This is a genomic window from Enterobacter bugandensis (genome assembly GCF_900324475.1).
GTDB lineage: Bacteria > Pseudomonadota > Gammaproteobacteria > Enterobacterales > Enterobacteriaceae > Enterobacter > Enterobacter bugandensis.
Genome location: NZ_LT992502.1, coordinates 156,983 through 183,476 on the forward strand (window position 1 = coordinate 156,983; position 26,494 = coordinate 183,476).

23 protein-coding genes are annotated in these 26,494 nt (G+C 55.7%); 7 read left to right on the top strand and 16 right to left on the bottom strand.

What is annotated here, in order from left to right:
* Positions 1–4: 4 nt before the first annotated feature.
* The gene (locus DG357_RS00775; RefSeq protein ID WP_047363342.1) at positions 5–1,405 is read right to left on the bottom strand and encodes an MFS transporter; all 1,401 of its coding nucleotides are present in this window, start codon (positions 1,403–1,405) and stop codon (positions 5–7) included.
* Between the two features lie 225 nt (positions 1,406–1,630).
* Here DG357_RS00775 and DG357_RS00780 point away from each other — a divergent pair, with 225 nt between their 5' ends.
* Positions 1,631–2,449, top strand: coding sequence for a helix-turn-helix domain-containing protein (locus DG357_RS00780; RefSeq protein WP_045260037.1), 819 nt, complete (start codon positions 1,631–1,633; stop codon positions 2,447–2,449).
* Here DG357_RS00780 and araD read toward each other — a convergent pair whose 3' ends face one another.
* The 8 genes from araD to yiaK all read right to left on the bottom strand — a co-directional run bounded on the left by araD (position 2,450) and on the right by yiaK (position 10,025).
* Entirely contained in the window at positions 2,450–3,145 is a 696-nt protein-coding gene (gene araD, locus DG357_RS00785; RefSeq protein WP_088204483.1) for an L-ribulose-5-phosphate 4-epimerase, read from the bottom strand.
* On the bottom strand, positions 3,139–3,999 hold the full coding sequence (locus tag DG357_RS00790; RefSeq protein ID WP_088204484.1) for an L-ribulose-5-phosphate 3-epimerase: 861 nt from the start codon (positions 3,997–3,999) through the stop codon (positions 3,139–3,141). The genes araD and DG357_RS00790 overlap by 7 nt, the downstream gene beginning before the upstream one ends.
* 2 nt (positions 4,000–4,001) lie before the next feature.
* Entirely contained in the window at positions 4,002–4,655 is a 654-nt protein-coding gene (ulaD, locus tag DG357_RS00795; protein WP_088204485.1) for a 3-keto-L-gulonate-6-phosphate decarboxylase UlaD, read from the bottom strand.
* Positions 4,652–6,157, bottom strand: a complete 1,506-nt coding sequence (locus tag DG357_RS00800) for an FGGY-family carbohydrate kinase (protein WP_088204498.1) — start codon at positions 6,155–6,157, stop codon at positions 4,652–4,654. The genes ulaD and DG357_RS00800 overlap by 4 nt, the downstream gene beginning before the upstream one ends.
* 76 nt (positions 6,158–6,233) lie before the next feature.
* Entirely contained in the window at positions 6,234–7,553 is a 1,320-nt protein-coding gene (locus tag DG357_RS00805; protein WP_088204486.1) for an MFS transporter, read from the bottom strand.
* Between the two features lie 42 nt (positions 7,554–7,595).
* Positions 7,596–8,522 (bottom strand): DUF4862 family protein, encoded by a 927-nt coding sequence (locus tag DG357_RS00810; protein WP_088204487.1) that lies wholly within the window; start codon positions 8,520–8,522, stop codon positions 7,596–7,598.
* 26 nt (positions 8,523–8,548) lie between these two features.
* On the bottom strand, positions 8,549–9,016 hold the full coding sequence (locus DG357_RS00815) for a YhcH/YjgK/YiaL family protein (RefSeq protein ID WP_088204488.1): 468 nt from the start codon (positions 9,014–9,016) through the stop codon (positions 8,549–8,551).
* A gap of 10 nt (positions 9,017–9,026) precedes the next feature.
* The gene (yiaK, locus tag DG357_RS00820; RefSeq protein ID WP_088204489.1) at positions 9,027–10,025 is read right to left on the bottom strand and encodes a 3-dehydro-L-gulonate 2-dehydrogenase; all 999 of its coding nucleotides are present in this window, start codon (positions 10,023–10,025) and stop codon (positions 9,027–9,029) included.
* A gap of 224 nt (positions 10,026–10,249) precedes the next feature.
* On the opposite strand from yiaK, the gene yiaJ reads away from it, so the two are divergent.
* On the top strand, positions 10,250–11,068 hold the full coding sequence (gene yiaJ / locus DG357_RS00830) for an IclR family transcriptional regulator YiaJ (protein ID WP_041911625.1): 819 nt from the start codon (positions 10,250–10,252) through the stop codon (positions 11,066–11,068).
* A 4-nt stretch (positions 11,069–11,072) separates the two neighbouring features.
* Here yiaJ and avtA read toward each other — a convergent pair whose 3' ends face one another.
* Together avtA and DG357_RS00840 are read right to left on the bottom strand one after the other, a co-directional pair.
* Entirely contained in the window at positions 11,073–12,329 is a 1,257-nt protein-coding gene (avtA, locus tag DG357_RS00835; protein ID WP_028015062.1) for a valine--pyruvate transaminase, read from the bottom strand.
* Between the two features lie 199 nt (positions 12,330–12,528).
* Positions 12,529–14,559, bottom strand: coding sequence for an alpha-amylase (locus tag DG357_RS00840; protein WP_088204491.1), 2,031 nt, complete (start codon positions 14,557–14,559; stop codon positions 12,529–12,531).
* Between the two features lie 314 nt (positions 14,560–14,873).
* Here DG357_RS00840 and DG357_RS00850 point away from each other — a divergent pair, with 314 nt between their 5' ends.
* Positions 14,874–15,698 carry a protein bax gene (locus tag DG357_RS00850; RefSeq protein WP_032644950.1) on the top strand — a complete coding sequence of 275 codons (825 nt, stop codon included), beginning with the start codon at positions 14,874–14,876 and terminating at the stop codon, positions 15,696–15,698.
* A gap of 39 nt (positions 15,699–15,737) precedes the next feature.
* Here DG357_RS00850 and xylR read toward each other — a convergent pair whose 3' ends face one another.
* The 4 genes from xylR to xylF form a co-directional block, all read right to left on the bottom strand.
* The gene (xylR, locus tag DG357_RS00855; protein WP_041911622.1) at positions 15,738–16,916 is read right to left on the bottom strand and encodes a D-xylose utilization transcriptional activator XylR; all 1,179 of its coding nucleotides are present in this window, start codon (positions 16,914–16,916) and stop codon (positions 15,738–15,740) included.
* A 33-nt stretch (positions 16,917–16,949) separates the two neighbouring features.
* Positions 16,950–18,131 (bottom strand): xylose ABC transporter permease XylH, encoded by a 1,182-nt coding sequence (gene xylH, locus DG357_RS00860; protein ID WP_041911621.1) that lies wholly within the window; start codon positions 18,129–18,131, stop codon positions 16,950–16,952.
* The gene (locus DG357_RS00865) at positions 18,109–19,650 is read right to left on the bottom strand and encodes a xylose ABC transporter ATP-binding protein (RefSeq protein WP_088204492.1); all 1,542 of its coding nucleotides are present in this window, start codon (positions 19,648–19,650) and stop codon (positions 18,109–18,111) included. The genes xylH and DG357_RS00865 overlap by 23 nt, the downstream gene beginning before the upstream one ends.
* 72 nt (positions 19,651–19,722) lie before the next feature.
* Positions 19,723–20,715, bottom strand: a complete 993-nt coding sequence (gene xylF, locus DG357_RS00870; RefSeq protein ID WP_041911619.1) for a D-xylose ABC transporter substrate-binding protein — start codon at positions 20,713–20,715, stop codon at positions 19,723–19,725.
* 371 nt (positions 20,716–21,086) lie between these two features.
* Between xylF and xylA the strand changes: the two genes are divergently transcribed.
* The 4 genes from xylA (at position 21,087) to DG357_RS00895 (ending at position 25,488) form a co-directional block, all read left to right on the top strand.
* Positions 21,087–22,409 carry a xylose isomerase gene (xylA, locus tag DG357_RS00880; RefSeq protein WP_088204493.1) on the top strand — a complete coding sequence of 441 codons (1,323 nt, stop codon included), beginning with the start codon at positions 21,087–21,089 and terminating at the stop codon, positions 22,407–22,409.
* A gap of 61 nt (positions 22,410–22,470) precedes the next feature.
* Positions 22,471–23,925, top strand: a complete 1,455-nt coding sequence (gene xylB, locus DG357_RS00885) for a xylulokinase (protein ID WP_088204494.1) — start codon at positions 22,471–22,473, stop codon at positions 23,923–23,925.
* 103 nt (positions 23,926–24,028) lie between these two features.
* Positions 24,029–24,568, top strand: coding sequence for an isochorismatase family protein (locus DG357_RS00890; protein WP_088204495.1), 540 nt, complete (start codon positions 24,029–24,031; stop codon positions 24,566–24,568).
* Positions 24,568–25,488 carry a GlxA family transcriptional regulator gene (locus DG357_RS00895; protein ID WP_045260023.1) on the top strand — a complete coding sequence of 307 codons (921 nt, stop codon included), beginning with the start codon at positions 24,568–24,570 and terminating at the stop codon, positions 25,486–25,488. Before DG357_RS00890 ends, DG357_RS00895 begins: the two co-directional genes overlap by 1 nt.
* On the opposite strand, the gene DG357_RS00900 is transcribed toward DG357_RS00895, so the two are convergent.
* Positions 25,481–26,476 carry an acyltransferase gene (locus tag DG357_RS00900; RefSeq protein WP_059353756.1) on the bottom strand — a complete coding sequence of 332 codons (996 nt, stop codon included), beginning with the start codon at positions 26,474–26,476 and terminating at the stop codon, positions 25,481–25,483. The genes DG357_RS00895 and DG357_RS00900 overlap by 8 nt on opposite strands.
* Positions 26,477–26,494: the final 18 nt, after the last annotated feature.

Below are 26,494 nucleotides of genomic sequence, written 5' to 3' on the forward strand. Positions count from 1 at the left end.
CTCCTCAGGACGGTACGTGACGCTGGCGCAGGTCGGTGGAAATGCGCGACATCACAGGGTTATTAAGCCTGCACCAGCGGATAGCGACCGCCAGCAGCAGGTGGAAAAGGGCAGGCAGCAGCGTCTCCATGGCGGTGATGCCCTGCAGTGAGGCTGGCGTCTGGTTGCCCGCGCCTGGCTGATAGGCCACGGCAATAAACACCAGGCTGATAATCCCGGCGCTGGACGCCCACGCAAGCTTGATGAAAAACAGGTTGAAGGCGAAGTTCATGCCCGACGAACGCACGCCGGTTTTCCACTCGCCGTAGTCATCGGCAAAGGCCATTAGCGAGAAGTGCAGCGGCAGGGTGAAGCCCAGGATCACGCCGTTGCTTAAAATGACGATCAGCCATAGCGTCTGGTGCGCCGGGCCACCCGGCAGAAACCACATGCCCACCGCAAGCGCAGCGAGCACCAGGTTGGTGTAGTAGTAGAGTTTGACGGTATCAATACGGCGCGACAGCGGGCTGACGATCACCGCGCCCAGAATAGCGGCAAAGGTCACCATGGTGAAAAACAGCGAGGTGTACGCCGTGCTGCCCTGAAGCACGTAGGTGATAAAGTACATATATCCACCGCCGCGAATGTTGAAGACGTTGATCAGCAGAAACGACATCAACAACATCAGCAGCAGCTGATCGTTTTTACGCAGGCCCGCCAGGTGCTCGCGCAGGGTGAATTTGCCCATCAGCGCCAGCGGAACGCGTTCGCGAACCCAGAAGAAGCAGCACAAGAACATCACCACGGCGATAGCGCACAGCACGCCAACGCCCAGTTGATAACCCTTCGCGGCATCGCCCTGACCCAGCTCCGCTACCAGCCACGGCAGGCCAACGGAGACCAGAAAGCCCGCCACGCCGCACAGCACAAAGCGCCAGGACTGGCAGGCGATCACCTCGTTGTGGCGGGTGGTCATGGTGTTAATCAGCGCGCAGTAGGGCACGTTGATGGCGGTATAGCCCACGGACAATAGCAAATAGGTGCCGAACGCCCAGGCGATTTTCACGCCCATGCTGGCTTCCGGAACGGTGAAGGTCATTACGCCGATAATGCCTATCGGGACGGCGACCCACAGCTGCCAGGGACGAAATCGGCCCCAGCGGCTCTGCGTGCGGTCAGCAATGACGCCCATCACCGGATCGGAAATGGCGTCAAACACGCGAAGGGCAATAAACAGCGTGCCCACCAGCGCAGGGGTGAGACCAAATACATCGGTATAGAAAAAGGTCAGAAAGTTCATGATCAGGCAGGTAATCACCGTGCCGCCCGCATCGCCCAGGCCGTAGCCCATTTTCTCGCGGACGGACAGCCGGTCATCGACTTTCTGTTTTGCAGCGTCTGCGTCTGTAATCGGTGTGGAAGTCATGAAGTAACTCCTCGGAGATCGAATTTATTATCGTATTTATGCTGGGTACCTCTTTATTCTGCATCGAACGGGAAGGCCAACAAGGGAAGGGAAAAGTATAAAAAGGTGACGATTCCGACCTGATGATAAAAATGTGATTCCGATCGGACAGATATTTTAATATTGATTAATAATCAACGGGTAAGTCGAATATTAACGACAATAAAAGCGGAATGGTGAATATCCATGCTCGAATTATCCATAGCGCTTCCGGTTAAGGTTCAAAATGGCGGGCTATTTATCTCCCGCGGAGTGGGCCGCCACCCTGCGCGAAAATTAACATCGTGGGAGATTATTTTTGTCGAAAAAGGGACTTTAACGATCCAGGAAGAAAATCATGTTTTTGATGTTAATGCGGGTGAGAGTTTATTGCTCTGGCCGCAGCGTAGGCATGTGGGCGTGGAGGATTTCCCGGCGGACCTGCGCTTTTACTGGCTGCATTTTGAGGTGGAGCCGCAAGATCCAACGTTACCCAACGCTGCTCCTCTGGCAATAGAACAACACTGCCGCGTAAGGGATGCGGAATATGTGATTGCGCTCTTTCGTCAATTTCTCAGCGAGCAGGAGAAATTACGGCGAAGCCTGGCGCTGGAGATGATTTTATTATTGATTTTACAGCAGGTGTCAAACTCTTCAGGATATGAAGACAGCGCAGATCAGGCCGGCGCGGCGATGGCATGGAAGGCAAAACAGCTTATTCGCACGCAGTTTCATTTACCGATATCCACCTCGCAGCTGGCAAAAGCGTTGCACTGTAATGCAGATTATCTCGGGCGCGTCTTTCGCCGGACTTTCCATTTAACCCTGACGGAGGCGATACATCGCCAGCGCGTCAGGGCGGCGGAAAAACTCCTGCTCAACGACGCTGCGTCATTAACCGAGGTCGCAGCGCGCTGCGGCTTTAACGACGTGGGATATTTCCGGCAGATATTCTCGAAGCATACCGGGTTAACCCCCGCCGTCTGGAAACGGCGGTACTGTAAGGAGCATATTAATTCCGGTTGATTACTGCCCGTAATAGGCGTTCGCCCCGTGCTTGCGCAGATAATGCTTGTCCAGCAGCGCCTGCTGCATAGCCGGTAACTGTGGTGCGAGCTGGCGTGAGAACAGGCCCATATAGGCGCACTCTTCCAGCACGACGGCATTGTGGACCGCATCGGCAGCGTCTTTGCCCCAGGCGAACGGGCCGTGGGAATGAACCAGTACCGCCGGGACCTGCATTGGGCTGAGATCGCGCTCCTCGAAGGTTTTAATGATCACTTCGCCCGTCTGGTATTCGTATTCCCCGGCAATTTCTGCCGTGGTCATCAGCCGCGTGCAGGGGATCGCTCCGTAGAAATAGTCTGCGTGTGTCGTGCCCCAGGCGGGTAAATCCTGTCCCGCCTGCGACCAGATGGTGGCGTGGCGGGAATGGGTATGTACGATGCCGCCAATCTCCGGATAACGGCGATACAGTGCCAGATGGGTTGGTGTGTCAGAGGAGGGTTTTTTACTGCCTTCGACCACCAGGCCGGTGGCAATGTTCACCACCACCATATCCTCCGCCGTCATCACGTCGTACTCCACGCCGGACGGCTTGATGACCATCATACCGCTTTCGCGATCTATTGCGCTGACGTTGCCCCAGGTAAAGGTCACCAGCTGGTGGGCTGGCAGCGCCAGGTTTGCCGCCAGTACCTCGGTTTTGAGTTGATCTAACATGTCATGCCTCCTTCCTGCATACGGGCTTCAATCCAGCGGCGTGCCTGGATAATCTCCAGCACCGGCTCTTTGGCTTTTTCGGTCCACATTTCAATCAGAAACGCGCCGCGATAGTTCAGCTTATTCAGCGTGTTAAATACGCCGACAAAATCGACGCAGCCATCGCCAAACGGTACATCGCGGAACTGTCCGGGGCTTTGCGCGGTAACGGGTTGGGTATCTTTCAGGTGAATAGCCGCAATGCGGTCAATGCCCAGCGTCAGCTCGGCGGTAACGTCGTTACCCCACGCGCTCAGGTTGCCAACGTCCGGGTAAACGCTGAACCACGGCGAGGCGAGCATGCTGTCCCACTTTTTCCACTTGCTGATGGAATTCATAAATGCGGTATCCATGATCTCGACCGCCAGCATCACCTGTGCGGCGGCGGCCTGCTCAACGGCCCATGCCAGTCCTTCGGCAAAACGTTGTTGAGTACCTTCATCGTGCTCTTCGTAATAGACGTCATAACCCGCAAGCTGAATGGTGCGAATACCTAAGTCACGTGCCAGCCTGATGGCTTTGGTCATGATCTCACGGGCGCGCTGGCGCACCGTTTCGTCGCGGCTGCCGAACGGGAAGCGACGGTGGGCAGACAAGCACAGAGAAGGGATAGACACCCCGGTTTCCAGCATCGCTTCAACCAGAGAGGCGCGCTGCGTGGTACTCCACTCAAGGCGCGATAAACGCTCGTCGGTTTCATCAACCGACATCTCAACGAAATCGAATCCGCAGCTCTTCGCCAGGACCAGGCGTTCCGGCCAGGAGAGATCTTTCGGCAGCGCTTTTTCATAAATACCTAACGGATGCTGACGCATGGTTACGCTCCCCAGATATCGCGGATTTGCGAATGGAATGCCTGTGCCACCTGTGGCGGATTATCCGCGCCCGCCAGCGCGCGCCCGGCGATAAACGCTTTGACGTTGATTTGCTTAAACAGGGGGAGATCGGCAGGCGTGATGCCGCCGGTAATCGAAAGCTGTAAACCGATATCCGAGAGGGCTTTCATTCTGGCGAGATCCGTCTCACCCCACTGCTGACCGCTGGCCTGCGCGTCTCTTCCTCGGTGGTATATCGCCTGTTTTACGCCGATACGTTGCCATGCGCGCGCGTCGTCCAGCGTCCAGTTACCAAAGAGCTCTATCTGGATTTCTCCTCCGCAGCGCAGTGCCACCTCGTGGCCTCGCTCAACGGTGGCCAGCGGAGCGGCGCAGATAATGGTCATCCAGTTCGCGCCCGCGCCAAACGCCCGTTCTGCCAGCGTCTCCCCGGCATCGGCCACTTTCCAGTCCGCCACGATAATTTTCTCCGGGCACTGTTTGCGCAGCGCGCGGACGGCGCTTAGTCCTTCGGTCAGACATAAAAGGGTACCGGCTTCGACGATATCGACGTGATCCACAAGCAGGGCAACATCGCGCTGCGCGGCCTGAAGTGAGGTGTGATCGAGCGCCAGCTGCAGTAATGGTCGGCTCATAGGTCGTGCTCCTTAACCTGGGCGTGATAGCCCTGTAATGCTGAAATCAGTAACTGATAGCGGTGATATTTGCGTTGATAGGCCGCATGGGCGTTCATGTCGGGTTCAATCACCCGGATGTCATGTTTAAGGGCGCGTTGCGCCGTGTGGAAATCGGGATAGATGCCTGTACCGACCAGTGCGGCCAGCGCGGCACCGGAACAGCCAGTCTCTTCTACCTGGGGTAATTGAATTGTCAGACCGCTGACGTCCGCAAGCATCTGCATCCACACGTCCGAATGGGCCGGGCCACCCGTGACGCGCAGTGCCTGCACCTTGGTAAAGCGCTCAAGCATGCGGTTAAGATGGGTCATGTGGCTGAATACCACGCCTTCGTAAACCGCCTGCAGCAGGTGCGCGCGGGTGTGTAGCGCCTGCATGCCGTAGAAACCGCTGGTCATCTCCAGGCCAGCGTTGCTGCCGTAGAGGAAGGGCAGGAAAATCAGATCGCTTCCGGCTTTTGGCAGACCGGCGACGGCATGGTTGATTTCATCGAATGACATATCGCCCCACTGGGCGTTGAGCCACTCAAGATTGCCGGAGGAAGTCGGGCTGGCTTCGTGAACGATGTACTGTTGCGGATGAACGTAGCGGCCATAGACGTAGGGGAACGGCTCGCTGTCGCGGATGCCATGCGCAATCCCGCTGGTGACGGCCCAGGTGCCCATTACGGCATTCAACGTGTGTTCGTCGTGTAGCCCGGCGCAGATCGCGGTGGAAACCACATCAAACAGTCCACCAACGACGGGCGTACCCGCCGCGAGACCGGTCAGGGCGGCTGCCTGAGCGGTGATTTCCCCGCAAATTTCTGCTGAACCGACAATCGGCGGCAGGGCGCCGTCAATTTCGCTGATACCGAGCCAGCGTGTGAGCTGTGGGTCGTACTGGCCGGTATTCATATTGTAGAGATTGGACTCCGAAATGTTGCTCTCTTCGCAGGCTTTGGTGCCGGTGAGGCACCAGCGAAGATAATCGTGCGCCATCATCACGCAGCCAATTTTCTCGAAGCGCTGAGGCTCATTCTCTTTTACCCAGCGCAGAAGCGAGGCCGGATGCCCGGTCCACAGCGTCTGGCGCGTATGCGGATAGAGTTTTTCTGGAATGCCGTCCTGCTGCCAGCGTTGCACAATCTCCAGCGCCCGGCGGTCAGAAGAGAGCATGGCGTTGCCCAGGGGCCGATCCTGCTTATCGAGTAGAAACAGTCCTTTGCCCTGAGCAGAAATGCCGACGCCTTTGATCTGCTCTCCGTCTACGCCTGAACGTTTGAGCAGCGTGGCGACGGTAGCGTGGCAGTGCTGCCAGAGCTGGTGCATATCCCGCTCCGCATAGCCTGCGCGTGGGCTGAGCGTGGCAACCGAGCGACGTTCGATACACACTTCCTTTCCCTGGCGGTTGTATAACCCGGCTTTCAGATAAGTACCGCCACAATCGATACCCAGCCAGAAGGGCTCTTTTTCACTCATCTTCATCTCACTTATTCGCCGGGTGGCGCTTCGCTTACCCGGCCTACGGTTCGGTTTAGTGGGTTGGGTGAGGGCATCAGGCCGCACGTTTATGCGGATTCACCGTGGGATTGGGTTCTGCTCCGGCATCACATTTCGCTGGCAACAGCAATGCCAGCAGCGCAGCCAGTGCCAGAGAAATCGCCAGGCAGTAAACTCCCGCGTCTTTGCTGTACAGCGTTATCAGTACGCCTACCGCATAAGGGCCGCAGAATCCGCCGAGGTTACCAAGCGCATTGATCACACCGCGCGCACCGCCTGCCATTTCGGCGCTAAACAGACGTGCAGGAATCGTCCAGAACACCCCAGCGGCGGACTGCAGGAAGAATCCGCAGCCGACCAACGCGGCATAGGCCAGCCAGGTGTCTGCCTTCAGCGCCACGGAGAGGAACATGCAAAGTGCGAAGCCAATCAGCGGCAGGGAGACAAACAGCTTGCGCTTGCCGGTGCGGTCAGAAAGCGTAGAGAACAGGAACATCCCCGCAATGGCACCGATGTAAGGCAGAATGGCGAGCACCCCGACCTGGCCGATGCTGGTGTGCGTCAGCTCTTTCAGGATGGTGGGCAGCCAAAGGGTATAACCGTAAATCCCGGTCTGGTAGAAGAAGTTCAGGGCGATTAATTGCCACATGGTTTTATCGGAAAGCACGGCGCTCAATGAGGCATTTTTCACCTCTTTTCCGGCGATGGCCTGCTGTTCAGCGGCCAGCGTTTGCACCAGATAGTTTTTCTCGGCCTCTGAGATCCAGCGGGCTTCCTGCGGACGGTCGTAAACGGTGAACGCCCACAGCACCAGCACCACTATGGACATCAAACCTTCAATGATAAAAAGCCAGCGCCAGTCGAGCGCGGTAATAATCCAGCCAGAAAGTGGCGCGGTGATGATCCCGGCAATCGGCACGAACATGATCACAATCGCGTTGGCGCGGCCACGTTCGGCATCCGGGAACCAGTTGCTTATCATCGTTAACACAACGGGCAGCATCCCGCCTTCCGCCACGCCGAGTAAGAAGCGCAGCACCAGCAACTGATACTGGTTAGTGACAATACCGGTCAGGACTGAGATGACTGCCCAGGCGACCAGGGACCAACCGATAAACTTCTTGCCGCTACCATGAACAGCAATCTTGCCGCCCGGAACCTGCAGGAACAGATAGCCGATAAAGAAGATCCCGCCTGCCAGGCCTGCCATGGTGGCGGAAATACCCAGTTCTTCATCCATACCTCCGGGCATCGCAAAGGCGATATTTACGCGGTCCATGTAAGAAATAATGCAGGCGATAAGAATAGGTGGAATGATTCTTAGCCAGCGCTGGCGCGGAATATCCGCATGTAGAGCATTCGTTGAAATATTCATAGTTAATGTCTCTGTGAATGTAATCGGAATATGTTTTTATTTTTATTGTGTCGCTTTTTTCATAGCGCTAATACCGTCACGCAAAATGGCGATGCGATGGCTGACATCAGCATTAGCATTTATTTCCAGTAATTTAATACCGGAGAATTTCAATGTTGCGGCGCTCGCCGCAGTAAAGAGTGATGTAGCCTGTTCAGTCGTCATTAAACTGTCGGCACAGAACGAAGAAAACGGCGCGTGCAGATCCTGCCACTCGCCATATTCGCCGCGTGTGGTGGTGCCAGAGAACATCAGCGCGCCCAATTTTCCGGCTTTACATGCGGCCTGAACGTGTTCAAGCGGAACGGTGGAATTACGGCCTTCAATGGCCGACCGTGCCCAGTTGATGCAGACGCTGATGTCGGTTCCGTTTACCACCTCCAGCACCTGTTCTAAGGGTAAAAAACCTTTACGCGGTGCAGGTCCGGTCATGGCATCGCAGTGTTCCAGCACCAGATCGCAGGACCAGTTCCAGCTCACAATTTCGCGGATTGAGCGGGAGAATGCCTCGGTGGCCTGTTCGACGGATGCATTCCCGGCCTGCGGCGCCGCCTGCATCTCCAGGGCTATGACTTTTCCCGGAAAACGCACATTTACAGCGTCAATTTTCTGGAGCAGATGCCGGTAAAATTCAACGCATGCTTTACGTTGTTCTTCGTCTGCTGATGCCAGACCAAATGCGCCGTTCGTGCCACGACGGCGCATGGTTTCCATCACCGCCGTGACCACGATTTGCCACTCGTCCGGCGTATGACGGAACAGCCACTCGTCACCGAAAGGATGAAGGTTTTCCAGGCAAGGTTGTTCCAGCCCGCGTATGTACGGTGTGTCGGAAAGTTCCCGCCAGAAGGATTGTTCTTCTTGTTCCCCTTTCTGGTGAAACGAGGGTGCGCAGGGGTACGCACCAATAATAAAACCGGTGTTGGTCATTTCGCGTTCCTGTATTCGTCAGAAAATTACAATAATTCGCTAACTGCCACTTTCACCACAATTTTACGAATTACCGTTTCCTTGTTTTTAATACAGGCAGGACGATGAACATCCTGCGGGAAAAATATGGCATAACTGCCAGGTACCATTTCTATAAACGACTCATTTTCGCTGTCGTGATAAAAAATAATATCTCGCTGTTCCAGTAATGATTCGCTTATTTTGTTATTGCCGGTATCAATAGCGATACCGATTTTCTCTTCACCCCAGGCCAGAAACTGAATATCCAGATAGCGGCGGTGCACTTCAGGACGGTTTTCGTGTTGTTCCTTTGTGGTGAGGTCGAGCACCTGGGCAAAAATAGTGCGGCCTTCAATTTCCACCACGCCTGGCTCCAGGGTGGTGAAATCCGTGGTGCGCAGAAAATGAAGCGCTTTTTCAATCGCCAGCGGCAGGCGACACGGATTGGGCTGCGAAATATGTCCGAATATCATCATCCCCTCCTTACAGAGACTGGATTTTCGCCCATACGCTGTCGTCAATGGTTATGCCATTGCGACGGTTCTCTTCCTGCAGACGCGTGAATTCATGTCCCGGCAAACGAACGGCAACATTTTCATCAGCGCGTTCGGCGGTAGTGATGAACTCCATGATGCGTTGCAGTTTGGCATCGCGGCTTGGCCCGTCGATCAGGCGATCCACTTCAATAGCGATAAAGATCTGCGATACGCCATATTCGTCGCTGTTGTCCTGGGTCACTTCTGCGACGGAAGAGCCGTTAGAGAGCAGGGTTGCGATCATGTCGAGCACGATGGATAAGCCTGAACCTTTCCAGTAGCCCATCGGCAGAATACGGCGGTTTTTCTCAATCACGCCAGGCTCCCGGGTGAGATTGCCCTCGTCGTCAAAGCCGCCATCTACAGGCAACTCGCGCCCGGCCAGGCGGTTCACTTCCAGCATGCCGTAGGAGAACATCGACATCGACATGTCGACCATGGTGATAGGATTCGACGGGATAGCGACGATCAGCGGGTTTGTGCCGATGCAGCATTCTTTTGATCCCCACGCAGGCATTACTGCAATGGAGTTGGTCCAGCAAATTCCAATGTAACCTTTCTCAGCCGCCTGCCAGCCGTAACTGCCGCCGCGCATCCAGTGGTTGGCGTTACGCAGCGCCACCAGGCCGATACCGTGGTCGGATGCCAGTTCGGTGGCGCGATCCATCATCTTTTTCGCCGTCAGGTTGCCGATGGAGCGTCGGGCATCCCACTGTTCGATGGCACCCAATGAGGTCACCCGTTGTGGCTGGGCGTCAGGGATGATGTCGCCCGCATCCAGTTGCTGAATAAAACGCGGGAAGCGGTTTACGCCATGCGAGTAGACACCGGACTCGGTGGTGCGGGCAAACATCTCTGCGCAGGCATCGGCAGTCTCCACTTTTATGCCGCGATCGAGCAGAACCCGATTGAACGCCGCTTTCAACTCTTCGAAGGTCACTTTCATCCCTGTTCTCCTGTTTTTTAGGGGCAAGTGCGAATGCTTTTTTATCGTTAAATTTCACTATACGAAATCTGATTTCAAATATAGCGATCAATTTTTGTCAGATCAACGACATTCATGTTTTTCAAAAAGCATTAAAATCAACTGGTTGTGTTTTTTCTGTTGAGATCGTGAACTAAACCACACTTTGCGCTACCATCAGGAGCGCGATAAAAAGGAGCGATTTGATGAGCATGAAAGAGAGCGAAATAACGCAGGAAAAAGAGAGGCCAGCAGGCAGCCAGAGCCTGTTTCGCGGCCTGATGCTGATTGAGATCCTCAGCAACTACCCGAACGGGTGTCCGCTTGCGCATTTATCGGAACTGGCAGGTTTGAATAAGAGCACCGTCCACCGGTTACTCCAGGGACTGCAGTCGTGCGGGTACGTTACCCCGGCGCCAGCGGCGGGCAGCTATCGTTTGACCACTAAATTCATTGCTGTCGGGCAAAAGGCGCTGTCATCGCTCAACATTATTCACGTGGCGGCCCCGCATCTTGAGGCGCTGAACATTGCCACTGGCGAAACGGTGAACTTTTCCAGTCGGGAAGATGACCACGCGATCCTAATTTATAAGCTCGAGCCGACAACCGGCATGCTGCGTACGCGTGCTTACATCGGCCAGCATATGCCGCTCTATTGTTCTGCAATGGGCAAGATCTATATGGCCTTTGGTCATCAGGATTACGTGGCCAGCTACTGGCAAAGCCATCAGGAACAGATTCAACCGCTGACGCGCAATACCATCACTGAACTGAGTGCTATGTACGATGAGCTGGCGGAAATTCGCGATCGCAGCATGGCAATGGATAAAGAAGAGAACGAGCTGGGTGTCTCCTGTATCGCCGTGCCGGTGTTTGATATTCATGGTCGCGTGCCGTATGCGATCTCCATTTCGCTGTCGACGTCCCGCATGAAGCAAGTTGGCGAGAAAAACCTGCTCAAGCCTCTGCGCGAAACGGCAGAGGCGATATCAAAAGAGCTGGGTTTTAACGTGCGTGAGGGGTAGCGTGTTACTGGCTGCCTTCGTGCCACGCTTTTTCAATTTCTTCGGCGAGAATTTTGACGCCCGCTTCGATTTTTTCCGGATCGGGCACGTAGTTCATGCGCATGCACTGGTGCGTGTGCGGCCATGGCTTATCCAGACCCGGGAAGAAGTAATCGCCCGGCACCATCAGCACGCCACGCTTTTTCAGTCGCTGATAGAGCAGTTCTGTAGTGATCGGCAAATCCTTAAACCACAGCCACAGGAAAATCGCTCCTTCAGGTTTGTGGATCAGGCAGCGTTCTTCCGGTAAGTAGCGGCGAAGCGTCGCAATCGTCTCCTGAACGCGCTGGTAATAGAACGGTTTGATGACTTCATTAGACAGACGCAGCAGGTCGTTACGTTTGATCATTTCGCACATCATCGCCGGACCGATACCGCCTGGTGAAAGGCTGATAATGCCGTTCATATTGGTTATGGCGGTGATGATTTTCTCGTTGGCGATGATGATGCCGCAGCGGCTGCCCGGCAGACCCAGCTTGGAGAGGCTCATGCACAGGACAATGTTCGGGTTCCACAGCGGACGTGCTTCGCTGAAGATAATGCCCGGGAACGGCACGCCGTAGGCATTGTCGATCACCAGCGGGATGCCGTGCTGATTCGCCAGGACATCCAGCTTCATCAGTTCGTCGTCGGTAATCACGTTGCCCGTTGGGTTCGTCGGGCGCGATACGCAGATCATCCCCGTCTCTTCACCAATATGCAGGTGTTCAAAATCGACGTGATATTTGAACTGGCCTTCCGGCAGCAGCTCGATGTTCGGGCGCGCGGAGACGAACAGATCCTCTTCCAGGCCGGAATCAGCATAGCCGATATACTCCGGTGCCAGCGGGAACAGCACCTTTTTGGTGGTGCCGTCGGCACGACGCCCTGCGAAGAGGTTAAACAAGTAGAAAAACGCGCTCTGGCTGCCGTTTGTTAGTGCAATATTCTGTGGTTCGATATCCCAGCCCAGCTCTTCACGCAGCATTTTGGCAAGGAGAGTCAGTAGCTCGGTTTTACCCTGCGGACCGTCGTAATTGCAGAGCGCATCGGTCGCTTTGCCGTTTTCCAGCATCTGCGCGAGCAGCGTCTGGAAATAGGTTGTCATCTCCGGAATTTGCGCCGGGTTTCCGCCGCCGAGCATGATGGCACCCGGTGTGCGCAGCCCGTCGTTGAGGTCCTCCATCAGGCGAGTAATGCCTGAATGGCGGGTGAATTTGTCGCCAAAAAGTGAAAACGTCATAGCAGGTGTTCTATCGAGCTTATTTTGAAAGTGGGTAACCATAACGCTAGCACTGTGCTGGTGCAAATCGGGAGATGTGGTCGGATTTGTTGTTTTGTATGGCGGAGTGGGATTTATGTAGTGAATAGTTCTGGTGGGTTTCACCCCTCACCCCGGCCTTCTCCCCATGCGGGGAGAGGGCCGGGGTGAGGGGGGATAATTATTGATTACCCGCCCATACCACCATCACCTTATCGCCCTTGTGCTCGCGTACGAAGCCGTACCCCTCTTTCAGCGACAGCGTGGTTTGCTTGCCTTCACCGATCGCCGGATGGCGGGCGCGGAACTGGCCCAGCGTTTGCCAGTGGGCGACGGTTAAGGCCTGCTTGCCCGTCACGTCCTGCCAGTTCATATCCGAGCGGGTACCCTGCAGCGGGTCAGACCCCGTCGGGCCAAACGGACGCTCGGATTCATCACCGTAATAGATTTGTACGCTGCCCGGTGCCAGCAGGAGCAGCTCCGCAGCGCGCTGGCGTCCTTCGCGGAACAGGCGTGTGTCATGGGAGGAGAGATAGCTCAGCACGTTGAAGCTTTGCAGCTTTTCCGCCATTTGCTGCCAGGTGAGATCCATATCGGCCAGACAATCCACCGCTTTTGCCGCCTGCTCCTGATAATCAAAGTTGATCATCGCGTCGAAACCGTGGCGGTAATAGTCGCTTTGCATCACTCCGTGGCCCCAGGACTCGCCGGTCATCCAGAACGGTGCGTTATCGAGCTTTTTGTCCGGGTTGGCCCCTTTCCACGCGGCCAGCGCCTGACTAGCCTGGTCCTTTAACTGCTGCCAGGCCGCAAGCTCGACGTGCTTCGCGGTATCCACCCGGAAACCGTCAATGCCGTAGTCGCGCACCCACTGGCTGAGCCAGTGGGTGAGATAGTCGCGCGGGGTATATCCCGGGATGGCTTTCGCGTGGGTATCGGGCTTGTGCTGATAAAAGTTGGGTAATCCGGAAGGGGCGGTGGATTCCGTTTTCAGATCCGGTAGGAACGCCAGCGACATGGTTAAATCGTCGAAGCCGGGGTTGTCGTAATCACCAATGTCGGTGCGGATCCATTTCTTGCCCCACCATTTTTCCCATGCGGCTTTGTCGCTAAAGTTGATGTAATCGTTGAAGCTATGCCAGCTTTGGCCCGCGCCCGGCTTCCAGTCCGTCCAGCGGTCGCCCAGGGTCTTTTTCAGCTCATCACCCTGCAGATACAGCGCGCCAAACTGGTACTCCTGCATGTCCGCAAGCGTCGCGTAGCCCGCGTGGTTCATGACGATATCGAACAGGATGCGAATGCCGCGCCTGTGCGCTTCATCAACAAGATGTCGCAGATCATCCTCGGTGCCCATGTTGGCATCGAGCTTCGTCCAGTCCTGGGTGTAGTAGCCGTGATAGGCATAGTGTGGGAAGTCCCCTTTGGTGCCACCGCCTACCCAGCCGTGGATCTGCTCAAGCGGGGAACTTATCCAGAGCGCGTTCACCCCCAGCTGCTGTAAATAGTCGAGCCTGCTGGCGAGCCCTTTGAGATCGCCACCGTGGAAGGTGCCAATTTCCTGCATGCCGTCTTTGTGACGACCGTAGCTGTTGTCGTTGCCCGGGTCGCCATTCACAAAGCGGTCGGTCAGCACAAAATAGACGGTGGCGTTCTGCCAGCTAAACGGCGCTGGTTTGTCGGTTTCGGCGCGCTCAAGCAGCAGCAGGCCACCACTGCTGGCGTCTGGCTGCAGGGTTATGTTTCCGTTCTGCACCGTCGCGGTCTGTTTGCTGTAGAAATCACGCACCACGGTGCCTTCCGGGAAGGTATGGCTGACGTCCAGCGTCAGCGGTTTACCGTCCCACTTCGGGCACTGGCGGATAACGCTTGCAACCGGCTGTTCTGCGGTGCTCTGAATTGTCAGCAGCAGAGTTGGCGTGCCGGATCGGGTATCAATCCGCATCTGGTATTCACCGTCGCGGAAAAGGCGCCACTGCGGCGGAGACCCGTCGCAGGGCTTGAGCGACAGCATCTCATTGAGTTTTATCGCCTCCGAAGGCTGCCAGCACGTCTTGTCAAAACCCAGCGTCAGAGGACGCGTACCCTTCGTAAGCTTTGCCTGGCTGGTGAAAACCCCGGTGCCTTCGGCACGAAATGCGTTAAACCCCGGCGATGACCAGTCGGCATGTGCCAGAGCGGGTAACATCAGAAAAGCTAATGCGGTGCGTTTCATTCCATTTTCCTGTCGCGGCATTTTTGACCAGTGTGCCATCAGGTTGTGGTTAAAAACTCATCCTCCATCGCTTTCTGTCGGGAGGATCTGTGAGGATGAGTGATCCCGCGCGAAATGAGACAGTTATCTGCGATATCGCACACATTTTTTCAGGAATGATGTTTTTATGAGCAAGTTTCAGGTGACATAGTTTCGGATTTGGACTATTTCTATACGTGCTCTTGAAGTCTATTTTTGATATGATTTGAGATTCCGCTCTCAAATTTGTGAAAAAAATAAGGTGTTGGGATGATTACATCCGACCAGGAGACCTAATGATATCGACTCCCATTCGACGATATGGGGCCGCGATACTCATGTTACTCACCACGACATTTTCGGGTGGGGTGCTTGCGAAGACGCACACGGATACAACGAGTAAGAAAGCCCACGTAATAAAGACGACAAGTAGTAAGGTTAGCAGTAAACAAGAGTATTCTCGCAATAGTGCAAAGAGTAGTTCACTTCCTGATTTGCGAAAATACCCTTCCGGAACACCAAGAAAAAAAGCGTTTCTCCGGACGGTAATGCCTTACATAACAAGTCAAAATGCCGCGATTACGGCGGATCGTAACTGGTTAATTTCAAAACAGTACGATAGCCGCTGGTCGCCGTCTGAACGCGCGCGTCTGAAAGACATCACGAAGCGCTACAAACTGAGCTGGAACGGTAACACGCGTCGCGTACCGTGGAATGCTCTCCTTGAGCGTGTGGACATTATCCCAGGCAGCATGGTAGCGACCATGGCAGCAGCCGAAAGCGGCTGGGGAACCTCTAAGCTGGCGCGTAATAACAACAACCTGTTCGGCATGAAATGTGCGAAAGGGCGTTGTACGAATGCGCCTGGCAAGGTGAAAGGCTATTCGCAGTTTGAATCTGTGAAAGATTCCGTGAACGCCTATGTGGTGAATCTGAACACGCACCCGGCCTACTCATCGTTCCGTAAATCACGCGCTCAGCTGCGTAAAGCGGACCAGGAAGTGACGGCCAGTACGATGATCCACAAGCTGAAAGGTTATTCGACGAAGGGACAGAGCTATAACAACTATCTGTTTGCTATGTACCAGGATAACCAGCGCTTAATCGCCGCCCATATGTAATCTCAAAAAAACGCCTTCCACTGGAAGGCGTTTTCTTTTCTAGATCAGCACCTCGCTGTGGCGATCCCGGTACTCTTTCGGCGTGGTGTCATACTCTTTGCGAAACACCGAATAGAAATACTGCAGCGAAGGATAGCCGCACATCTGCGAGATTTCGTTGATCGACAGTGACGTAGAGACAAGCAGGCTGCGGGCCTTCTCCAGCTTCTCCGCATGGATGACGGCATGAATGGTTTCGCCCACCTCTTCTTTGAAGCGCTTCTCCAGATTCGAACGCGAAATGCCCACCGAATCCAGCACCTGATCGACCTTAATCCCTTTGCAGGCGTGGTTGCGGATATAGTGCATGGCCTGAATGACGGCCGGGTCGCTTAGGGAGCGATAATCGGTTGAGCGACGCTCAACGACGCGGACGGGGGGAACCAGCAGGCGCTGAAGCGGCAGAGCCTCTTTATCCAGCAGACGGTGCAACAGCTTTGCTGCCTGATAGCCCATCTGACGTGTGCCCTGTGCTACGGAGGAGAGCGCCACGCGGGACAGGTAGCGGGTCAGTTCTTCGTTATCAATGCCAATCACGCACAGTTTTTCGGGCACCGGGATATGCAAATGTTCGCAGACCTGCAGTACGTGTCGGGCCCGGGCGTCCGTAACGGCAATAATGCCGGTTTGCGGTGGCAGCGTTTGCAGCCAGTCCGCCAGGCGGTTTTGCGCGTGCTGCCAGTTTTCCGGTGCGGTTTCCAGCCCCTGATAGACCACGCCGCGGTACTTCTCCTGTGCGACCAGCTGGCAAAACGCATGTTCACGCTCCACGGCCCAGCGCTTGCCGCTGGTGGCGGGTAAACCATAAAACGCGAAGCGATGGACGCCTTTCTCCTTTAAATGGAGAAAGGCGGCCTCGACCAGGGCATGGTTATCGGTGGCGATGTAGTGGACCGGCGGGTAGTGTTCGGGTGAATGATACGAGCCGCCGACGCCCACAATCGGCACGTCGACGTCGGTTAGCAGCTGCTCGATGATGGGATCGTCATAGTCGGCGATGACGCCATCACCCAGCCAGTCTTTGATGTTCTCCAGACGGGTGCGGAAATCTTCTTCAATAAAAATATCCCATTCGGATTGCGACGCCTGCAAATATTCACCCACGCCTTCTACCACCTGACGGTCGTAGGCTTTGTTGGCATTGAATAACAACGTAATGCGGTGACGCTTTTCAAACATGGCTCGCTTCCCAATTAAGTCACAATGCGGTTATCAGGCTCGTCGCTTGGTGGCAGAGTCCATCCAGACTGCCAGTAAAAGAATGGCCCCCTTGACGATATACTGCCAAAACGTCGGGACGTCCATCATACTCATCCCGTTATCCAACGACGCCATGATAAATGCCCCCATGACCGCGCCCGCCACGCTACCGATACCGCCTGCGAGGCTGGTGCCACCGATGACGCAGGCAGCGATAGCATCCAGCTCGGCGATGTTACCGGCGGAAGGAGAGCCTGCCCCCAGACGCGAGCTGAGGATCAACCCGGCGATAGCGACCATCAGGCCGTTAATGGCGAAAACCGCCAGCTTGGTACGTTCGACGTTAATACCCGACAGGCGAGCAGCTTCAAGGTTGCCGCCGATGGCATAAATACGACGGCCAAACGCGGTGCGCGTCGCCATAAACATGCCGCCGAGCAGTAACAGCGCCAGCAGCAGTACCGGCGTCGGAACGCCGCGATAGTCGTTAAGAAGCCAGATGGCGCCCAGCACAATGACCGCCGTCAGCGCCTGACGTCCTACCACGGACGTTGACGCTGGCGACGCAAGACCCAGCGCCTGACGGCGCATACGTCCACGCCACTGCCACGCGACAAACGCCAGCAGTCCCACCACGCCGATCGTAAAGCCTATGCTGTCCGAGAGGTAACTCTGGCCAATTTGGGACATCGCCGCGCTGGTCGGGGAGACGGTCGTGCCGTTAGTGATACCGATCAAGATCCCGCGGAAGGCCAGCATTCCCGCCAGGGTGACGATAAACGATGGCACCTTCCGATAGGCAACCCACCAGCCGTTCCAGGCCCCTAAAACCAGCCCCAGTACCAGCGTAACCGCGACGGTTAGCGGCAGCGGCCAGCCGAGCCAGACGTCAAAAATGGCCGCCACGCCGCCGAGAAGACCCATCATCGACCCGACCGACAGGTCGATTTCCGCAGAGATGATCACGAACACCATGCCCACGGCCAGGATGCCGGTGATGGCGGTCTGGCGGAGCAGGTTTGAGACGTTACGCGCGCTTAAGTACGAGCCATCCGTCATCCACGTGAAGAACAGCATGATGACGATAATCGCCGCGATCATCACGAAAACCTGCAGGTTCAGCGCTTTTAGCCCCGCGAACGCGCCGGGCGTCGGAACAGCGACTTTGATATCAGACGGATTGCTTTTCGACATGACGTTCGCTCCTTAAAGCGGCTTCCATCACCTGCTCTTGCGTCAGGTTCTGGTTAATCAGGTTGGCTTTCAGTTTCCCCTCGTGCATGACCAGCACGCGGTCGCTCAGGCCGAGCACTTCGGGTAACTCAGACGAGATGACAATGACGGCAATCCCTTGCTGTACAAGCTGATTAATCAGTTTGTAGATTTCGTATTTGGCACCGATATCGATCCCGCGCGTCGGCTCATCAAGGATTAATATGCGTGGATTAAGGAGCAGACAGCGTGCCAGAATCGCCTTCTGCTGGTTACCGCCGCTCAGTCGACCAATCGCCAGTTCCGGCGAGGAGGTTTTGACCTTCAGCCGGGCAAGTGACTGAAGGATGCACTGCTGCTCGGCGGCATCATCCAGGCAGCTCAGCGCGCCGGAGAACCGATCGAGTGCCGCAAGGGTGATGTTTTTACCCACCGCCATGACCGGTACGATGCCGTCTTTTTTGCGGTCTTCCGGCACCATGGCAATGCCGCGAGCAATCGCCTGCTGGCAGTTGTCGATTCTCACGGGCTGGCCGTCTATATATATCGTGCCCTCCCAGCGTCCTGGCCACACGCCAAACAGGCACTGCACGGCTTCGGTACGCCCGGCACCGACGAGCCCAGCAATCCCAAGAATTTCGCCGCTGTGAAGGGAAAACGAAACGTTATTGACCCGCTTAATGTGGCGGTTAACGGGGTGCCACGCGGTCAGGTTTTCCACGCGCAGCACTTCACCGCCCGTAGTGTGGGGCTCATTCGGGTAGAGCGCGGTCAGCTCGCGGCCCACCATCATGGTGATGATGTCATCTTCACTCATGCCCGCAGCTTCACGCGTGCCGATGTGTTGCCCGTCGCGGATCACGCAGATGGTGTCCGAAATGGCTTTTACCTCGTTCAGCTTGTGCGAAATGTAGATGCAGGCGATACCGTGGTTTTGCAGATCGCGGATGATATTGAGCAGAACCGCAGTTTCCTGTTCGGTGAGCGACGCCGTTGGCTCATCGAGGATCAGCAGCCTGACCTGTTTATTCAGCGCCTTCGCAATTTCGACCAGCTGCTGTTGCCCCAGGCCCAGGTCGCCCACGCGGGTATCCGGTGAAATGTTGAGGCTCACCTGCGCCAGCAGCTTTTCACAGCGGAGCGTCATGGTGTCGTAATCCAGCACGCCGTGGCGGGAGATCTCGGCTCCGAGGAAGATGTTCTCCAGCACGGTGAGATGTTTCACCAGCGCCAGCTCCTGGTGGATGATGGCGATGCCTTTACGTTCGGTGTCGCGAATGTGCGTCGCCTGGATGACTTCACCAGCAAAGACAATTTCGCCTTCGTAACTGCCGTGCGGGTAGATCCCACACAGGACTTTCATCAGCGTTGATTTGCCCGAACCGTTCTCGCCACACAGCGAAACCACTTCGCCAGGGTTCAACCGGAGACTGACGTTGTCGACGGCTTTCACCGCGCCGAAGCGCTTGGTGATGCTTTTCATTTCAAGTAAATAAGGCATAACTGCTCCACATAACCCGAGGGAAGAACAGTACAACGTGATGCGCCCCCGCAGGGCAGGGGCAGCGCCGGATTACAGTTCGCTCTTCTTGTGGAAACCGTCTTTAATAACGGTGGCGTCAATGTTCTCTTTATTGACTTCAATTGGCGTGAGCAGGCGAGCCGGAACGTCTTTCAGGCCGTTATTGAGCGTTGCATCTGCTTTAGGTTGCTTACCGTTGCCCAGCTCAACGGCAATTTCCGCCGCCGTATTGGCAAGTTCGGTAATCGGTTTGTAGACCGTCATGGTCTGAGTTCCTGCGATAATGCGTTTTACGCCCGCCAGGTCGGCATCCTGACCAGAAATCGCGACTTTACCGGCCAGCCCCTGGGCACTCAGAGCCTGAATAGCCCCGCCTGCTGTGGCATCGTTGGAGGCCACGACAGCATCAATTTTGTTGTTATTGGCCGTCAGCGCATTTTCCATAATCTTCAGGGCATTTTCTGGTAACCATCCGTCGGCCCACTGATCGCCGACCACCTTAATTTTGCCGCTGTCGATGTACGGCTTAAGGACCTTCATTTGCCCTTCGCGGAACAGTTTGGCGTTGTTATCCACCGGCGAACCGCCCATCAGGAAATAATTGCCTTGAGGCACTTTGTCGATCAGGCTTTGCGCCTGTAATTCGCCCACTTTTTCATTGTCGAAGGAAATATAATAATCAATATCGGCGTTATTAATCATGCGGTCATAAGCGAGAACTTTTATGCCTTCCTGCTTCGCTTCTTTCACCACGTTACTTAATACCTGGCCGTTATAAGGGATAATGACCAGAACATCGACTCCCCTGTTGATCATATTCTCGATCTGCGACATTTGCGTTTCTTCATTGCCGTTAGCCGACTGAACAAACACATTCGCACCGAGTGATTCCGCTTTTTTCACAAAAATATCGCGATCTTTTTGCCAGCGCTCCAGACGCAGGTCATCAATCGCCATACCAATTTTGACCTCCTTGGCATGCCCTGCAAAGCTTACAAGGAGGAGCGTAGTGCAGAGTGTTAGGGTCAGGTTCTTTATCTTCATAATTATTAGGCCTTTTTGTAGGGGTATGTGTTGCTGAGATAAAAGAAACATTCACTGCTGGGTCGCAGCAAATTTTTAACGCGGAAAGGCGGGCTGGCAATTACAGATTTTTATCTTCTCATTACGATATTTGGTTTATTTCTGAATTTATGACCGCGATCGGATTTTAAAATTCGTAACGCCTTAATTACATTTGATTCTGGAATGTGCGCCGAAAAATAGTTTGTCTGCGCATTATTTTGCGAGCCAGCGCACAGTTGTGCATTCTCTCAATAGCAGTGTGAAATAACGTAATTGAGCAACCCAAAATGTCTATTCACTATTACTCCTGAATCAACGACTCGCCGCATACCCTGATTATGGAGCTCAATATGCAAGCTTATTTCGACCAACTCGATCGCGTTCGTTACGAAGGCCCAAAAACGACCAATCCTTTAGCATTTCGTCACTACAATCCGGATGAGCTGGTGCTGGGTAAGCGCATGGAAGATCATCTGCGCTTTGCCGCCTGTTACTGGCATACCTTCTGCTGGAACGGCGCCGATATGTTCGGCGTGGGTTCTTTTGACCGTCCGTGGCAACAGCCGGGTGAGGCCATCGAGCTGGCGAAACGCAAAGCCGATGTGGCGTTTGAGTTCTTCCACAAGCTGAACGTGCCGTACTACTGCTTCCATGATGTTGACGTATCGCCGGAAGGGGCGTCGCTGAAAGAGTACCTGAACAATTTTGCGCAGATGGTGGACGTGCTGGCAGAAAAACAGCAGCAAAGCGGCGTGAAGCTGCTCTGGGGTACGGCAAACTGCTTCACCAACCCACGCTACGGTGCGGGTGCGGCCACCAACCCGGATCCGGAAGTGTTTAGCTGGGCGGCTACGCAGGTGGTGACGGCAATGAACGCTACGCATCAGCTGGGCGGCGAAAACTATGTCCTGTGGGGCGGCCGTGAAGGCTATGAAACCCTGCTCAATACCGACCTGCGCCAGGAGCGCGAGCAGATTGGCCGCTTTATGCAGATGGTTGTCGACCATAAGCACAAAATCGGCTTCCGCGGCACGCTGCTGATCGAGCCTAAACCGCAGGAACCAACCAAGCATCAGTACGACTATGATGTCGCCACCGTGTATGGCTTCCTGAAGCAGTTTGGTCTGGAAAAAGAGATCAAAGTGAATATTGAGGCTAACCACGCTACCCTGGCGGGCCACTCATTCCACCACGAAATTGCCTCTGCGATTGCGCTGGGCATCTTCGGATCGGTAGATGCGAACCGCGGCGATCCGCAGCTGGGCTGGGATACCGACCAGTTCCCGAACAGCGTGGAAGAGAATGCGCTGGTGATGTACGAGATCGTCAAAGCGGGCGGTTTCACCACCGGCGGCCTTAACTTTGACGCCAAGGTGCGTCGCCAGAGCACCGACAAATACGATCTGTTCTACGGCCACATTGGCGCGATGGACACCATGGCGCTGGCGCTGAAAGTGGCGGCGCGTATGATTGAAGACGGCGAGCTGGATAAGCGCGTGGCGAAGCGCTACAGCGGCTGGAACAGTGAGCTGGGCCAGCAAATTTTGAAGGGTCAGTTATCGCTTGCGGACATCGCGAAGTACGCTGAACAACAGCAGCTGGCGCCGCAGCACCAGAGCGGGCATCAGGAACTGCTGGAAAACCTGGTTAATCACTACCTGTTCGATAAATAACAGCATCCAGGCCCGGTAAGCGGAAGCGCCACCGGGCATTTCTGTCAAAGGAGTCACCACAATGTATATCGGGATCGATCTTGGCACATCGGGTGTGAAAGCCATCCTGTTAAGCGAGCAGGGCGACGTGTTAGCAACGCAGACTGAAAAGCTGCAGGTTTCACGCCCGCATCCGCTGTGGTCGGAGCAGGACCCGGAGCAGTGGTGGCAGGCGACGGATCGCGCGATAAAAGCCTTAGGCGAGCAGCACAGCCTGCGCGACGTGAAAGCGCTGGGCATTGCCGGACAAATGCATGGTGCAACGTTGCTGGATAGCCAGCATCGCGTTCTGCGCCCGGCTATTCTCTGGAACGATGGCCGCTGTGCGGAAGAGTGCGCAATCCTTGAAGCGCGTGTGCCCACGTCCCGCGAGGTTACGGGCAACCTGATGATGCCGGGCTTCACCGCACCAAAACTTTTGTGGGTACAGCGCCACGAGCCGGAGATTTTCCGTCAGGTGGCGAAAGTCCTGTTGCCAAAAGACTATCTGCGTTTTCGCATGACGGGCGATTTCGCCAGCGACATGTCCGATGCCGCCGGCACGATGTGGCTCGACGTGGCGAAACGCGACTGGAGCGAGGCGATGCTGGATGCCTGCCATCTGACCCGGGAACATATGCCCGCGCTGTTCGAAGGCTGTGAGGTGACGGGTACGCTGCTGCCAGACGTTGCGGAACGCTGGAATATGCCTGCCGTATCGGTGGTGGCCGGGGGCGGTGATAACGCGGCGGGTGCCGTGGGTGTTGGGATGGTTGAGGCGGGGCAGGCGATGCTGTCGCTGGGAACCTCTGGGGTCTATTTTGCCGTCAGCGACGGCTATCGCAGCAATCCCGAAAGCGCTGTGCACAGTTTCTGTCATGCGCTTCCGGGAAAATGGCATTTGATGTCGGTGATGCTGAGCGCGGCATCCTGCCTGGACTGGGCGGCGAAGCTTACCGGCATGGCGGACGTTCCGGCACTCATTTCGGCGGCGCAGCAGGCGGATGACGCGGCGAGTACCGTCTGGTTTTTACCCTATCTTTCTGGCGAGCGTACGCCGCACAACAACCCGGAAGCGAAAGGGGTATTCTTTGGCCTAACCCATCAGCACGGCCCGGCAGAGCTGGCGCGTGCGGTTCTGGAAGGTGTGGGGTATGCACTGGCCGACGGAATGGATGTAGTGCACGACTGCGGCCTGAAACCGGCGAGCGTCACCCTGATTGGTGGCGGCGCGCGAAGCCCTTACTGGCGACAGATGCTGGCGGATATCAGCGGGTTGCAGCTGGATTTCCGCACGGGAGGGGATGTTGGCCCCGCGCTCGGCGCCGCGCGTCTGGCGCAGATCGCTATGAACCCGGAAAAGCCGCTTTCGCAGCTGCTGCCGCAGCTTACGCTTGAACAGGCGCATGTGCCTGACGCGGCAGGACATGCCCGTTATGCAGAAAGGCGCGAGGTGTTCCGCAAAATCTATCAGCAGTTGCTGCCGCTGATGTCATAAACTCGCTTGTCCGACAGAGGCACGAGGTTGTCCTTTTTTGGTCTGTGCGTGCCTCTCTTTCCTTGCCAGTATGGTGACACACCCACTGGCGAGGAGATTTATCATGTCACGCATTGCACTCATCAATATTGATACTCAGCAGTCCTTCCATCATCGCCCTTACTGGCAGGAGGGCGACATTCCTGCCTTTCAGCAGGCGATGCTGGGGCTGATTGAAGGCTGCCAGGCGCGCGGTATTCCAATTGTTGATATTTTTCATGTGGATGAAGACGGCCCCTTCACGCTGCAAAGCGGCTATGTCAAACCGATGGCCTTTTTGCGTCATCAGCCGGATGTGGTTTTCCAGAAACACGTCCATAATGCCTTCACGGATACCGGGCTTGACCGCTGGCTGCGCGAGCGAGATATCAACCAGCTGATTATCTGCGGCATTCGCACGGAACAATGCTGCGAAACCACCGCTCGGGTAGCATCCGATCTGGGTTATGCTGTGACGTTTGTGAGCGAGGCAACGCTGACGTTTCCCATGATGTACAAGGGCATTACCCTGAGCGCAGCGGAAATTCGCCATCGTACCGAGACGGTACTGGCCGGGCGTTTTGCCGAAATTAAAACGGTAGCGGAGACGCTGGAGTCACTGTAATGCGCATCGACGTCTGGTTCGTGATGTTACCCGGGGTACTGGCACTGGATATGTCAGGCCCGGCGGAGACCTTTGTGCTGGCTGGCGACGCGTTTCGTCTGCATTACATTGGGCCGCAACCGGACGTGCCGACGTCGATAGGCCTGACGATGGGCGGCATCCAGCCGTTGCCGGAAAGTCTGCCTCCGGGGAGTCTGCTGGTCCTGCCGGGGGTGAGCGACTCCCGCGTTCAGTTCTCAACGCCGCAGGCGCAGCAGATCCAGCACTGGCTAATGCGCCTGCAGCCGGTCATTCAGCGCCGGGATATCACGGTGATGTGCGTCTGTTCTGGTGCGCTGCTGGCGGCGAAATCGGGCCTGCTGAATAACAAACAGTGCACAACCCACCATGACGTTATCAGCCGTTTACGCACTGTGGCTCCCACGGCGACGATTAAAGAAAACCGCATCTTTGTACAGGACGAGAATATCTGGACCAGCGCGGGGATCACGTCGGGCATCGATCTGGCGCTGCATATGATTAACCGCCTGTGCGGTCCCGAAAAGGCGCTGGCCGTGGCGCGCGAGATGGTGGTCTGGTTCCGCCGTTCCGGTGACGATCCCCAGCTTTCACCGTGGCTGCGCTACCGCAACCATCTTCATCCGGCGATCCATCGGGCGCAGGATGCGCTCACCGCCGAGCCGCAAAAAACGTGGAGCTTGCCTGATATCGCCGCCCTGGCGCACGTCAGCCCGCGCCATCTCACCCGGCTTTTCCAGACGCATTTAGGGATTAGCGTCCGCGATTATCTGGAGCAGCTGCGTCTGGCGGTGGCGGAGCAGTGGCTGATGCAGGGGCGCGGCGTGGAACAGGCCTCGCTGGCGGCAGGGTTTTCCTCCCCGCGCCAGTACCACCGCGCCCGGCAGCGCAGCGTTAGCTGACGAAGCGGCGCGTGTCGATTTTTTGCAGCAGCATCGACAGCAGCAGGCTGATAACCAGCGTAGCGGCAAAAATCCAGACGATATCCAGCACCGGCCAGTTTTTGAGTTCAACGCCCCTCGTTCGCAGGGCGTGGATCACCAGCGCGTGAAAACCGTAAATTCCCAGCGAGTGCCGCGAGATAAAGCCCAGCACGGGAAGGGGACGCGCATTCAGGGTGTTTTTAACGAGCGTGAGCAGCGATACGGCACAGATAAAGACCATCGGCCCGCAATACAGATACCAGGTATCGGCAAAATTGCCGCGCCACTGAAGCTCATGTAGCGTCCCGCGTGAAATCACCGCCACGCCGGCGATAAACAGCGCTCCGCAGAGCCAGTTCAGACCGCGCTTTTGCGTGTCCATCATTCCGATGGCGCGCCCCAGCATGCCGTAAAGCACGTAGTAGAAGGTGTCGCCGTTGATATAGAGATTTACCGGCAACCATTCGAAACCGTCGATTTTCTGCGAAACCGTGTTCGGGTTGGCGACAATGCCAATCACCACCATCAGGGCCAGAAGCATTTTCCCGCTGACGTTTTTCACCTGAATGAGCGGAGAGACCAGATAGATAACGATGATGGCGAAGAAGAACCACAGGTGGTAGAAAACCGGTTTTTGCAGCAAATATTTGAGGGATAACCCGGCGTTAATGGAGGTAAACAGGGTGATATAGAGCAGGGCAACGGCGCTGTAGAACCCCAGGCAGGCCGCGATGCGGATGAAGTGCCTCGGCTGCGCGCTACGCTCGCCAAAAAAGAGAAAGCCGGAAATCATAAAAAACAGCGGCACGCTGACGCGCGACGCGGAGTTGAGGATATTGGCAATATCCCAGTTAACGGGGCTGATGCTGTGGGCATTCGTGACATACCAGGTCGTCGTGTGGATCATGACCACCATCAGACACGCTATTCCTCGCAGGTTATCAATCCAGTTAATTTTTGACGGCATCAGTTCCTCTTATTCCCT

Coding starts and splice junctions, on each gene's coding strand:
- DG357_RS00775 (WP_047363342.1), bottom strand. CDS start 1,405: ATGACTTCCACACCGATTACAGACGCAGACGCTGCAAAACAGAAAGTC.
- DG357_RS00780 (WP_045260037.1), top strand. CDS start 1,631: ATGCTCGAATTATCCATAGCGCTTCCGGTTAAGGTTCAAAATGGCGGG.
- araD (WP_088204483.1), bottom strand. CDS start 3,145: ATGTTAGATCAACTCAAAACCGAGGTACTGGCGGCAAACCTGGCGCTG.
- DG357_RS00790 (WP_088204484.1), bottom strand. CDS start 3,999: ATGCGTCAGCATCCGTTAGGTATTTATGAAAAAGCGCTGCCGAAAGAT.
- ulaD (WP_088204485.1), bottom strand. CDS start 4,655: ATGAGCCGACCATTACTGCAGCTGGCGCTCGATCACACCTCACTTCAG.
- DG357_RS00800 (WP_088204498.1), bottom strand. CDS start 6,157: ATGAGTGAAAAAGAGCCCTTCTGGCTGGGTATCGATTGTGGCGGTACT.
- DG357_RS00805 (WP_088204486.1), bottom strand. CDS start 7,553: ATGAATATTTCAACGAATGCTCTACATGCGGATATTCCGCGCCAGCGC.
- DG357_RS00810 (WP_088204487.1), bottom strand. CDS start 8,522: ATGACCAACACCGGTTTTATTATTGGTGCGTACCCCTGCGCACCCTCG.
- DG357_RS00815 (WP_088204488.1), bottom strand. CDS start 9,016: ATGATATTCGGACATATTTCGCAGCCCAATCCGTGTCGCCTGCCGCTG.
- yiaK (WP_088204489.1), bottom strand. CDS start 10,025: ATGAAAGTGACCTTCGAAGAGTTGAAAGCGGCGTTCAATCGGGTTCTG.
- yiaJ (WP_041911625.1), top strand. CDS start 10,250: ATGAGCATGAAAGAGAGCGAAATAACGCAGGAAAAAGAGAGGCCAGCA.
- avtA (WP_028015062.1), bottom strand. CDS start 12,329: ATGACGTTTTCACTTTTTGGCGACAAATTCACCCGCCATTCAGGCATT.
- DG357_RS00840 (WP_088204491.1), bottom strand. CDS start 14,559: ATGAAACGCACCGCATTAGCTTTTCTGATGTTACCCGCTCTGGCACAT.
- DG357_RS00850 (WP_032644950.1), top strand. CDS start 14,874: ATGATATCGACTCCCATTCGACGATATGGGGCCGCGATACTCATGTTA.
- xylR (WP_041911622.1), bottom strand. CDS start 16,916: ATGTTTGAAAAGCGTCACCGCATTACGTTGTTATTCAATGCCAACAAA.
- xylH (WP_041911621.1), bottom strand. CDS start 18,131: ATGTCGAAAAGCAATCCGTCTGATATCAAAGTCGCTGTTCCGACGCCC.
- DG357_RS00865 (WP_088204492.1), bottom strand. CDS start 19,650: ATGCCTTATTTACTTGAAATGAAAAGCATCACCAAGCGCTTCGGCGCG.
- xylF (WP_041911619.1), bottom strand. CDS start 20,715: ATGAAGATAAAGAACCTGACCCTAACACTCTGCACTACGCTCCTCCTT.
- xylA (WP_088204493.1), top strand. CDS start 21,087: ATGCAAGCTTATTTCGACCAACTCGATCGCGTTCGTTACGAAGGCCCA.
- xylB (WP_088204494.1), top strand. CDS start 22,471: ATGTATATCGGGATCGATCTTGGCACATCGGGTGTGAAAGCCATCCTG.
- DG357_RS00890 (WP_088204495.1), top strand. CDS start 24,029: ATGTCACGCATTGCACTCATCAATATTGATACTCAGCAGTCCTTCCAT.
- DG357_RS00895 (WP_045260023.1), top strand. CDS start 24,568: ATGCGCATCGACGTCTGGTTCGTGATGTTACCCGGGGTACTGGCACTG.
- DG357_RS00900 (WP_059353756.1), bottom strand. CDS start 26,476: ATGCCGTCAAAAATTAACTGGATTGATAACCTGCGAGGAATAGCGTGT.